The sequence below is a fragment of the Pseudomonas quercus genome (genome assembly GCF_012033695.1).
Lineage (GTDB): Bacteria > Pseudomonadota > Gammaproteobacteria > Pseudomonadales > Pseudomonadaceae > Aquipseudomonas > Aquipseudomonas quercus.
This window is the reverse complement of the sequence record NZ_JAAVJI010000028.1, coordinates 1-9641: the sequence shown is the minus strand read 5'-3', so window position 1 is coordinate 9641 and position 9641 is coordinate 1. Positions and strand designations below refer to the sequence as shown.

The following is a 9641-nucleotide window of genomic DNA, read 5'->3' as shown; positions in this document are numbered from 1 at the left end:
AGCCCAGTCTGTTCTTTGACGCTGTCGAAGTTGGACTTCAGGCGATCCTGGGCCAGGCTGAGGTTGCCACCTACCTTCATGGTGCCGAAGGTGAAGTTCAAACCGCCACTCACGTTCTGTTGGCGCGAGGCGTAGTCGTTAGCGTCCTGAGGGCTGCGTAAAAGCAGGTCCCGCCCGGTCGCGATCTGCTCAGGAGGACCTTACCGAATCAAGTAGACCACCATTTCAATTTGCTCACTGCATGGATGAGCGTTTTGACAGGGCAGCAGGCCTTTGTACCTACAAGTAATCTAGCCAGTCATCGGACTTGACATTCTGTCTCCTTTTAAGGAGATCCTCGTATCGAGCTTTATGTTTTTCAAAATCCCCCTTAATATCTATAGAAATAAAACCACGCCCCCTCTCCTCTACAGATAGAGCTGTTGGCTTAATCTTCATCGGTGAAATCTCTATCAAGACCCCTGAGATCTTAGATTTATGAAATATAAAGCTCTTTCCTCCGGCCAAGGGAAGGATTTCATCCATCACAGAAAAAATTATTTCAGGGTTAGATATCTCAATTTTTTCACCGTCTTCATAGCTTTCTGAATAGTTCTCCGGTATGAGGAAAAGCTTATAATCAATAATAACCAACCAACCATCTAGCTCAATAGTATCGCCGATATTCATTATCACTTCCCTATCACAATGGCATTAACGCCTGTTGACATTGCGCCATCTAACAGCCCTTGCTGAACACCTCTCGGCCCGACATATGGGTCTCGTGTCATATAGTAACTTACACCATCAACAGACTTAACACTATCAACAATAATGAAGTGTTTTCCTTGGCCAGCGGGAACCTGAACGATAACACTAGCCCCTTCTTGCAGCGCTTTGTTCAACTGCTCAGGTAGCATAGTAGTGCTTACAGTATTTTTAACTCCCGCCTTAGATATCACATCTGATAATTCCAAAGTATTAACACCGGTCGGCCTAACCCCGTTTACAAAGCTTCCAATTGCATTTTCAAGGCTAATAGCCGCACCCGTTTTGTCGGTAATTGTCATTGCTGCGCAGGCTGGTCCGCATACAGGAGCGCCACCTTGTAAAATTACCGAGCCCGTTGGTTCATATGGGATCGCTTTAGGCGCAACGGCAATACCGCCGGCACCATCAACAGAAGTACCTGCTCCTAACGAACCCCGCTCTACCAAAATCCCCGCTTCGGCATCGGTCAGTGCGCTCGTCAGGTTTGGATTACGTACTATCGTCGAGGCTCCGCCCAATCCTAACGGCAGGAACGGCAGAAGTCCAAGGGCCAAGGCAGCGGCATTCCCTATCCGCTCACTTGTTGACGCGACTTGCCCAGTAAAGGGGTTCTGCCCTCCCGCCGCGAAATACGCCTGACACAGCGTACTGCCAGGCCCCACGCCCCCGCATCCGCCCTCAAACCACTCCTGCCCTTTCTCACGTACGCGCTGATCAAGCTGGATGCTGTCCTGTTGATTCTGAGCAAGCTGGGCTTGGGCTTGAACGTCACTAGCCGGGCTGAGTGCCCATTCCATACCTTCTCGGGTCTGTACTTTGGTGTTCGAGATTACGCAATAACCGTTGCTCGACCCTACACACGGCACTACAGACCCAGGCTCGTTTTTGGTCACCGTATCGGTGCCCATGTCGCTCCCCACGGCCAGGTACTCTTGCTGGAAAATACTGCGCCCTTTGTCCTCAAGCGCTGCCAGTTCCTTTTTCAGTGTTTGGCAACCTGGTGAAGCGGCGGCGGCGCCAGCACAACCTTTGGCGTACTCCGCTTTCTTTTGATCGAACTCAATACTTTCTGTCTGGCTGAGGTTGTTGTTCTCGACTGCATTCTGGCCCGCTTGAGCACCAGCTATCCCACCTGCAGCGTCTCCGCTTGCGAGCCCTCCAGCCAGACCTGCAGCCAGACCTGCAGCCAGTGTCGGGAGCATAGAAACGATCTGCCGATCGCTTTCCGTCAGGCCTTGATGATTGGTGTTCGGATATATCGAGGCCGCAATCAGCTCACCTACGGCGGCACCTTTGCAGGACTTCAGGCTCGGCTTGATTTATTATTGTATGACATGTCTCCAAGACATTCCTTTCAACCAGCGTGCCTGCCTCTGAGCCAGCCAACGCACTAGTTGCATTAGGACTTTAGAGACAGTGGCTTTTGCACCGCTTTACTTTGTATTCAACAACCTATACTTTCAACCACAATTCCGTGCGCCGCTTTCATATAAAAACAATATTCTTCTCCTGCACGAGCCAATACACCTCTCTCCCACCATTTCTCACCCGCCCTTATAAAAAGGTCGGGCTGCAGCAAGCCCTTAAAAATATTATCAAGGCAATTCAGTTCATAAAAAATCTCTTTAAACTCATCTGCGCCAGCAATTTTTTGCTCTTCTAGCAAGCGCTGCAACAAGGACCTACATCTAATATCATTAAGGTATTCAGAATAATCCCAACGGTATCCATCTCTGCAGTCTTCAATAAAAAATCTCCACTTCTGAACTAAAGATACCGGAGTTTCGCCATCGAACCCAAGGCGCGTTAAAATACTGGCACATAGTTCAAATATACTTTCATCTTTCATAACTGGTCCTTAAAATATTTTAACTGCGCAGCGGGGTACTGCCCAGGTTGTTGATGTCCCGCCCAGCTTGCACGCTCAGGTCGTTGGCGGCTACGATGCGGGCGGCGTTGTCGGTGTAGTCGGTGTGGCGCTGGCCATAAGCCGCAGAATCCACGGCCGTGACAGTGCGTTCGTTGAGCACGTCGCCATTAACCGCGGTCACGCTCACGTCGCGGCCGGCAATAATGCCACCGGCCTTGTTGACGATGGTGTTGCCCGCCAGCAGGTCCAGGCGGTTGCCGGCCTGGATCAGGCCGCTGTTTACCAGGTCATTGCCTGCCGTGGCGGACAGGTTGTTGGCGGCCTTGAGGGTGCCCACGTTGTCCAGGTTCTGGCCGGCGATCAGGGTTACGTCATTACCGGCGATCAGCGCGCCAGTGGGGCCAGGCGGCCGCTGGCCTGGGCCAGGTACACCACCGGCACCAGCACGGTTTCGCCGTTCACTACGGCGTTTTCCATCCACACGATGTCGTGGGTAAGTGCGGCCACTTGTTCGGCCGTGAGGCTGACGCCTACCGAGAGGTTGAGCTCGGTTTTGCTGGCCAGGGCGTTGTTCATCAGGTACTTGAACTGGGCCTCGTTGGAGGTTTGCCCATCGATGAACGCTTGTCCGGTGCGGGCGGCACGGTTTCGCCGTTCACTACCGCGTTTTCCATCCACACGATGTCGTGGGTAAGCGCGGCGACTTGTTCGGCCGTGAGGCTGACGCCCACCGAGAGGTTGAGCTCGGTTTTGCTGGCCAGGGCGTTGTTCATCAGGTACTTGAACTGGGCCTCATTGGAAGTTTGCCCATCGATGAACGCCTGCCCGGTGCGGGCGGTGACGGCTTGTTGAACGGTTGCAGGAAGCGTTACCACCCGTTAACCTCTGCCCGTCGCTGTCAATCCAGCGACCGGGTTTGGCGACCCGGCTAAGCAAAGGCGCACCAGCGCCCACTTCATGTCAGAGGCGCTTTTTTGTGCCTGCTATGACGTGTTATGGCGGCTGTGCGCGGGAGACTTTCGAGTCTGCCGGGTTCCTTTGCCCCGGTTCGCCAACCTGCGTACAGCTGCCACCCTGCTCGTTTGGCGACGAGTTGGGGTAGCTCCCACATGCAAAGGAGCTTTATCTATGGGTCTTTCTATCAGGACTTGCATTTACAAAATTTCAGTACGCGCGCAAGAGGCGTCAGTCGTCTTGAGAGCTGCGCCAACCTTTCTATATGCAGCGAACAGCAAAGCCTACGTAGGGATAGTGAATGGAGGTTTGTGGAAATGACCAACCTCATTGAGATTCAAAGAAATCTTGAAATACTAATCCAGCAGTCCGATTCTATTCCGGCCACTGAAATTGATATAGAGATCAGAAGCCTGCGCAAGACGGCAACTAAATTGGATGAAGTCAGAAATCAGCTTAACGCGACGGAGTGCGCCGCGCGTACTGTCCTTGAATTACTGGACACAGCTGAGAATAAACATATGACCTGCAGCCAATTTCACTGCCTACTATCACCGCTTCATGAGCAGGTATTGTCAGCCGTTGGCGAGCTGGATAATTTATTGTAGCCTTACACTCCGGATGAATTAGCGCCTGAGTTCGACCATAACAAGCGCAGGCCTGGCATACGAAGCTCAGGCCTGCTTTGATCAATGACCCAAGTTTTCAACCAGCTTTTTGCTGAGAATAGTAGCCACTCCATTCAGGGCTGCCTTCAGTTTTTCGGGATCAGTGCGGTATTCAAGTGGCGTAAAGGCACAGGTATTATCACCATTGAAAGGCGTAATATAGTTTCCATACCGCCAAACAACCGTTTTGCCCTGCTTCATTTCTGCCTCAACTTTCATGGTAGGGTACATGACGCTGCTGAAACCTTGCGTCAGTCCAAACCCCAGTTGACCACGGTTAGCTGAATTTCCGCGTCAGCTTGGGCATCCACGCCTACCACTTTGTACTTATTTAACTTAGTTATTTGGTTCTCAAACTGAGACTTCACTATTTCCCCTAAGTCAATTTGATTGATACTCATACTGGAAATGATTGCTTGATAGGTTGGCATAGAGGCCAAGTCACCCAGTTTCATACCCGCTGCCAGCCCAGCGCCACCAAGTGCCGCTTGCCCGATTTTCGAAGCCCCTGTTGCAGCACCGGCCAGGGTCCCGGCCCCGGCACCCAGCGCCATACCCCAAGCTTGCTCTCGACCGATGTAGGTAAATTCTTTAGGAGACCAAACGACAGGAAGTATTTTTATGGTGTGTATTTGAGCGCCAATCTCGGGTTGAAGTGGTTTGTTTGTACAGCCCGAGATGAATAAAACAAACGCCACTAAATAAAATATTCTCATAAACCCTCAAGCTATCAAATAACCCCAGATTAAAATTCAGTATTCAGCTAATGCAAACATCCAAATCACAGTCAAATATACAAAAGGCAATAGCTTTAAATCCATATATGATAGACAACTTATATGCTAAATGGCGCTCACTATAGCACTTGCCAAAAATAAAATTATATCATCCAAGCAATTTATCAAAATAGCTTTTAACATCAATTATTTTAACTTCCCACTCAGATATATGATTACCGTCCTCATCTATGGTTTCACGATCACCGGCATAGTCACTGACACTGTCAATATTAAAACCACTCCGAATAGCATCCATAAATATTATAGAATTTTGCACAAACACAGTCTCACCAGAGCAGTAAAGAACCCATACGGAAAAAAAATTCGCTTGCTGCGGATCGCGCATAGATGTAACCAACACAGAGTTTCCACCTTGATCAACACCTCTTAAGTAAGAGCTTTTCCACTGATCAATATAATCTTTTCTCGACCAATAACCCTTAGGCGCGTAAAATTTTTCTTGCAAACCTGGTAGATAGACTTTCCCCTCATAGCATTTTTCTCCATAAAACAACTCTACAGAATCACTCAACTCAAAATTAAACATGTTCATGTATCATTTTCCAGTCAGACGGTTCTTGCAATCCATGGATATAACCAAATTTTCTGGTGCAACCTTAGTTTCTCCAGACAAGCCCGAAATCAATTCATCTTTTGTCAGAGCCCAACCTTATAGTAGTTTTTCACAATCAGCCTGAGTGCAAAAAATTTCACTTTAACCAGAAATTCCACTACCTAAGTTTCATTCCAAGCCATTTACAGAATGTTCCATATACGAAATCGCATGCCTCATTCTCTGTCTCAAACACTGCAAGCTCAGCGGGATTATCACGTTCCACATAATAAACTTTCCACTCACCACGCTCTGAAACCACAAAACACAGTCGCCGTGTTGAATTTCTCCCAAAGAATAGTTATTTCCGTTAACCCCGATAACCGCGAGGCTATACTACAGTTCGTCTCTTGTCACTTTAGATACCCCTTATCTAAATACCACTGAACAGGTTTGGACTAAAACTGCCACATCCCCGACTGTCCACACCATGGTAATACTTTCGCTTTTGTGACCTCTTGAGCAGGTTGAGCAATCTGATATTAAAATATATACTAGTGACCTCACCGAAAGAGATGAAGCGCGCTCATCAAAATATTTCGTGATATCGACGACCGCGCCAGCAATCTTATCTCCTGACCAACTTTCAGGAAAAATGTATTCCCTCCCTATCCATACCTCATATCTCCACCACTGCCTGTCTTATCAGCGTACAGAATATTTTGCTTGTTTCAGGAGAAAGAATGCAACCTAATCCTGTCCAACTCCCTTTTGCAGCGACAGCAAATAAAAACCATGCTAATTAAATTACTAAACTATCCACTCCACCTCAAAATCATCTAGCTGAGCATGAAGACCTGCTTCATGCTCAAACCAGCAATCAAACGCTTCAACATCGCTTTTCTTTAAGTAAAGATAATACCCGCCAGTGTCGCCATCACGATCGTCCGCAACAACAATTTCCCAGCCAGAATATTCGCCACTGACAACAATACCCTTCCAAACACTAGACATATCCATATCCTAGTCCGCATAGGAAACATGATTATTAGAAATATATTTTCCAGTCACAGGGTGTTTAACTCCGAAATGTACATGCGGAACTCCCGGAGCGTGTGCTCCTGAGTCGATACGGAACTCCTTAGTACCATCAGCGCTGTGAAAAAACCTAGATCCGGGCTTACCGATTTCCCTGTACTCGGGACCAAGATATTTTTGCCCTGCCGATAGAGCCTCATCGGTTGTGAGCGTCATAGAGCTCGTGAAATTTTCCTTCCCGATAAAGTTTCATTGATCACTTTATCTACACGTTGCCCAGCACCTGCTTCCAGTTGAATCTGTTCTTTAGTATTAACAAAGGTTTTCCAGTTTTCAGTAGGACCAGTTAGTAGAGTACGTAGAGTAGCTATTGCCTTTGCACCGAGTAGTGAATACTAATCAATCGACTCGATTTGGTAAACCAAAGTAGAAAAATCGACTATCTCAGTGCCACCACTACACTCCAATTTCGTTATGCAATTCTCCTCAGTTATTACAATTCCTGCGTTTCCAACCCAAGCCTGTACAATATCGTTAGTACGCCAGACATTCCAAATCTTTAGTTGGCAAGTTTTTCTTGATACTACCGTAAAAAATACTGACTCCGGGCTAGTATCAGCCCATAAAATTATTTCAGAGTGATGCTGATTATCTACTTCCAGCTCACCCTTTACCACTTTTAAACGCAGTCCAGGCACCAGCTGTTTAGATGATTTCAACCTTCGAGCCGAGAATCTGCTTCGACCTGCCCTAATTTTTTTTTGAAAAATCGGGTGCGCAAGCCCCTCAGCAACTTCAATAGGGGCCCCTAAAGTCCGCTGAAACATTGAAGATAGTGTTTCCATCATTTATTAATATCCTGGCTTTCGGTAAGGATCGACTGCGGCGTGATCTTGAGGCCAACGAGGAACAAAGTCCTTCCCTCCATCCCGAGCAGGAATGGGTTCGTGACTCAACTCCATAGACTCAACTCCGCCTTTATCCGCATTATAACGCTGCGGTGCTAGCCCTTTACCCATTCGTTCAAGGTTTTCTGATCCATATGTACTCGCAGCATCGGGAGCAGATGCCTCATTTTTCCAAAATCTAGACCGGACAGTAGACCATGAAGGCTCGTTACCTTTAGCCGTTTGATTATAAACATCATCACCAACCTTCCATCCAGTCTTCACGGGCGGACTGTCGATCTGGGCTGTTGCTTTAGCCCCCCCTAACGAACCCCGCTCTACCGAAATCCCCGCTTCGGCATCGGTCAATGCGCCCGTGAGGTTTGGATTACGTACTATCGTCGAGGCTCCGCCCAATCCTAACGGCAGGAACGGCAGAAGTCCAAGGGCCAAGGCAGCGGCATTCCCTATCCGCTCACTTGTCGACGCTACTTGCCCAGTAAAGGGGTTCTGCCCTCCCGCCGCGAAATACGCCTGACACAGCGTACTGCCAGGCCCTACGCCCCCACATCCGCCCTCAAACCACTCCTGCCCTTTCTCACGTACGCGCTGATCAAGCTGGATGCTGTCCTGTTGATTCTGAGCAAGCTGGGCTTGGGCTTGAACGTCACTAGCGGGGCTGAGTGCCCATTCCATACCTTCTCGGGTCTGTACTTTGGTGTTCGAGATTACGCAATAACCGTTGCTCGACCCTACACAGGGCACTACAGACCCAGGCTCGTTTTTGGTCACCGTATCGGTGCCCATGTCGCTACCCACGGCCAGGTACTCTTGCTGGAGAATACTGCGCCCTTTGTCCTCAAGCGCTGCCAGTTCCTTTTTCAGTGTTTGGCAACCTGGTGAAGCGGCGGCGGCGCCAGCACAACCTTTGGCGTACTCCGCTTTCTTCTGATTGAACTCAATCCTTTCTGTCTGGCTGAGGTTGTTGTTCTCTACTGCATTCTGGCCCGCCTGAGCACCCGCTACCCCACCTGCAGCGTCTCCGCTTGCGAGCCCTCCCGCCAGACCTGCAGCCAGTGTCGAGAGCATAGAAACAATCTGCCGCTCGCTTTCCGTCAGGTCTTGATGATTGGTGTTCGGGTATATCGAGGCCGCAATCAGCTCACCTACGGCGGCACCTGTAGCCCCGGGAGCCGCCGAGTTACCCTGCGCCTTGGCCACCACCGCACCTAGCACCGCTTGCGCCATGATTCGGGCCTGGTCGTTATCGCCCGCCTTCTGTTTGATGGTGTTAGCCAGGTAAGGCGCCGCTGCGCCACTGATGGCAGCTTGCAGGTTACCGCCTGCCAAGCCTTGAACGGCCGCAGTTACCGCCTGCGCTGCGCGTTGCAAGCTGCTCCCTGTGCCATAGGCCGCCATAGCGGTATTGGCAGCCTTATCCGCAATGTCCGTCGGAGAAGGGTCGCTATTGCCGCCTTTAATAAGGGCTGCTCGTGCCGCCGCCAGTGCAACCGGATCGGTCTTGGCCTTCGCTGCCTGGATGGCGCCTTGCGTACGGATCACGTCCATTGCCTGGTTACCCAGCTCGGCAATCATCTGGGTCTGCTGCAGGCGTTGTTGCTCTTTTTCCTTGTCGAAAATGGGGCTTAGTGCATTGGCAGCATGGGCCACGTCGGTATTGAGGGTGCCGACATCCTGGGTCTGTTGTGCCGGCTTGGTCAGCAGCAAGGCCCCTGGTGACACCGCTGCATAGGTCGTGCTGCTGTCATGCCCACTACGGTTGGCACCTGCAAGCAGGGTGCTGGCCATGTTGCCCTTGAACTGGTCGCCCAGCGATCCGCCACTGCTCAGGTTCACGCTTTGGTGCTGCGCGGTAAACTCGGCCTGGTTACGCAGGTCTGTCCAGCCCAAGGTGCCGGTGATGAGGCTGTTTTTATCGCTGCTGGCGGTGCTGCCAATTACAGCGCCATCAAGCTGAGTGTGGTCCCCTACCGTTACCTGATAGCCGGCTTTACCTGCAAACAGCCCAGTCTGTTCTTTGACGCTGTCGAAGTTGGACTTCAGGCGATCCTGGGCCAGGCTGAGGTTGCCACCTACCTTCATGGTGCCGAAGGTGAAGTTCAAACCGCCACTCACGTTCTG

Annotated in this window: 10 protein-coding genes and 2 pseudogenes; 1 reads left to right on the top strand and 11 read right to left on the bottom strand. The window is 50.2% G+C overall.

Translation table 11 applies throughout. From position 1 onward, the window contains the following. Positions 1-279: 279 nt before the first annotated feature. From HBH25_RS22615 to HBH25_RS23455, 5 genes and pseudogenes are all read right to left on the bottom strand, one after another. Positions 280-669: a hypothetical protein gene (locus tag HBH25_RS22615; protein ID WP_168086185.1), complete on the bottom strand. Its 390-nt coding sequence runs from the start codon at positions 667-669 to the stop codon at positions 280-282. A gap of 2 nt (positions 670-671) precedes the next feature. Beyond that, positions 672-1982 carry a VENN motif pre-toxin domain-containing protein gene (locus HBH25_RS23110; RefSeq protein WP_267874464.1) on the bottom strand — a complete coding sequence of 437 codons (1311 nt, stop codon included), beginning with the start codon at positions 1980-1982 and terminating at the stop codon, positions 672-674. Between the two features lie 212 nt (positions 1983-2194). Then, positions 2195-2599 carry a hypothetical protein gene (locus tag HBH25_RS22605; RefSeq protein ID WP_168086184.1) on the bottom strand — a complete coding sequence of 135 codons (405 nt, stop codon included), beginning with the start codon at positions 2597-2599 and terminating at the stop codon, positions 2195-2197. 40 nt (positions 2600-2639) lie between these two features. Continuing rightward, a pseudogene (locus HBH25_RS22600) lies at positions 2640-3259 on the bottom strand (DUF637 domain-containing protein); the annotation flags it as partial. Positions 3260-3261: 2 nt separating this feature from the next. Beyond that, positions 3262-3474: pseudogene (locus tag HBH25_RS23455) on the bottom strand (S-layer family protein); the annotation flags it as partial. 417 nt (positions 3475-3891) lie between these two features. On the opposite strand from HBH25_RS23455, the gene HBH25_RS22590 reads away from it, so the two are divergent. Continuing rightward, positions 3892-4182 (top strand): DUF1484 family protein, encoded by a 291-nt coding sequence (locus tag HBH25_RS22590; RefSeq protein WP_168086183.1) that lies wholly within the window; start codon positions 3892-3894, stop codon positions 4180-4182. Between the two features lie 81 nt (positions 4183-4263). Here the strand turns inward: HBH25_RS22590 and HBH25_RS23450 are convergent, their stop codons facing one another. From HBH25_RS23450 to HBH25_RS22565, 6 genes are all read right to left on the bottom strand, one after another. Then, positions 4264-4461: a hypothetical protein gene (locus HBH25_RS23450; RefSeq protein WP_229632015.1), complete on the bottom strand. Its 198-nt coding sequence runs from the start codon at positions 4459-4461 to the stop codon at positions 4264-4266. A gap of 32 nt (positions 4462-4493) precedes the next feature. Continuing rightward, the gene (locus HBH25_RS22585) at positions 4494-4958 is read right to left on the bottom strand and encodes a hypothetical protein (protein ID WP_229632014.1); all 465 of its coding nucleotides are present in this window, start codon (positions 4956-4958) and stop codon (positions 4494-4496) included. A gap of 169 nt (positions 4959-5127) precedes the next feature. Beyond that, on the bottom strand, positions 5128-5574 hold the full coding sequence (locus tag HBH25_RS22580) for a hypothetical protein (RefSeq protein ID WP_168086182.1): 447 nt from the start codon (positions 5572-5574) through the stop codon (positions 5128-5130). 810 nt (positions 5575-6384) lie between these two features. Further along, complete coding sequence (locus HBH25_RS22575; protein WP_218585516.1) at positions 6385-6594, bottom strand: hypothetical protein; 210 nt, start codon at positions 6592-6594, stop codon at positions 6385-6387. 413 nt (positions 6595-7007) lie between these two features. Further along, positions 7008-7460, bottom strand: a complete 453-nt coding sequence (locus HBH25_RS22570; RefSeq protein WP_168086181.1) for a hypothetical protein — start codon at positions 7458-7460, stop codon at positions 7008-7010. Between the two features lie 3 nt (positions 7461-7463). Next, a partial coding sequence (locus HBH25_RS22565) for a VENN motif pre-toxin domain-containing protein (protein WP_178089114.1) occupies positions 7464-9641 on the bottom strand: 2178 nt, incomplete at its 5' end.

Bases quoted from the DNA above. Each gene is read 5' to 3' on its own strand.
- HBH25_RS22615 (WP_168086185.1), bottom strand. From the start codon at position 669: ATGAATATCGGCGATACTATTGAGCTAGATGGTTGGTTGGTTATTATT.
- HBH25_RS22605 (WP_168086184.1), bottom strand. From the start codon at position 2,599: ATGAAAGATGAAAGTATATTTGAACTATGTGCCAGTATTTTAACGCGC.
- HBH25_RS22590 (WP_168086183.1), top strand. From the start codon at position 3,892: ATGACCAACCTCATTGAGATTCAAAGAAATCTTGAAATACTAATCCAG.
- HBH25_RS23450 (WP_229632015.1), bottom strand. From the start codon at position 4,461: ATGAAAGTTGAGGCAGAAATGAAGCAGGGCAAAACGGTTGTTTGGCGG.
- HBH25_RS22585 (WP_229632014.1), bottom strand. From the start codon at position 4,958: ATGAGAATATTTTATTTAGTGGCGTTTGTTTTATTCATCTCGGGCTGT.
- HBH25_RS22580 (WP_168086182.1), bottom strand. From the start codon at position 5,574: ATGAACATGTTTAATTTTGAGTTGAGTGATTCTGTAGAGTTGTTTTAT.
- HBH25_RS22575 (WP_218585516.1), bottom strand. From the start codon at position 6,594: ATGGATATGTCTAGTGTTTGGAAGGGTATTGTTGTCAGTGGCGAATAT.
- HBH25_RS22570 (WP_168086181.1), bottom strand. From the start codon at position 7,460: ATGATGGAAACACTATCTTCAATGTTTCAGCGGACTTTAGGGGCCCCT.